Source organism: Mesorhizobium sp. M8A.F.Ca.ET.181.01.1.1, assembly GCF_004792025.1.
In the GTDB taxonomy this organism is placed as follows: Bacteria; Pseudomonadota; Alphaproteobacteria; order Rhizobiales; family Rhizobiaceae; genus Mesorhizobium.
On sequence record NZ_SRTV01000111.1, the window covers coordinates 1 to 357 of the forward strand.

Genomic DNA, 357 nt, shown 5'->3' on the forward strand with positions numbered 1-357 from the left:
GGCTTGGCGTCCGGGTGAGGCTTGCTGTCCGCATGAGGCTTGCCGTCCGCATGAGGCCCGCCCTCTGCGTATGGCGCCTCAGCCGCATAAGGCCTACCGTCCGCGTCAGGCCTACCGTCCTTGCGACGTACATCCTCCTCTCCGCGCTTACCGTCAGTGCGGAAGCCGCCTACCGCACCCGGCCCTCCGCCCTCGCGCAGCGAACCCGCTCGCGCCGCCGCGCTTTCGCGCGCGAGCGCGGCGCATCGACCGATCATGTCGTCGATCATGCCCTGCAGGCCCAGCCGCTTGCCGTCGTGCGGCGAGTAGATCTTTTTGACGCCATACTTTTCGCGCGCGACTATTTCCTACGGGACG

Annotated in this window: 1 protein-coding gene; it reads left to right on the forward strand. The window is 67.8% G+C overall.

Annotated elements, in window-relative coordinates:
• Positions 1-32: 32 nt before the first annotated feature.
• The coding region (locus tag EN824_RS35695; protein WP_210236382.1) for a hypothetical protein at positions 33-357 on the forward strand (325 nt) is incomplete at its 3' end.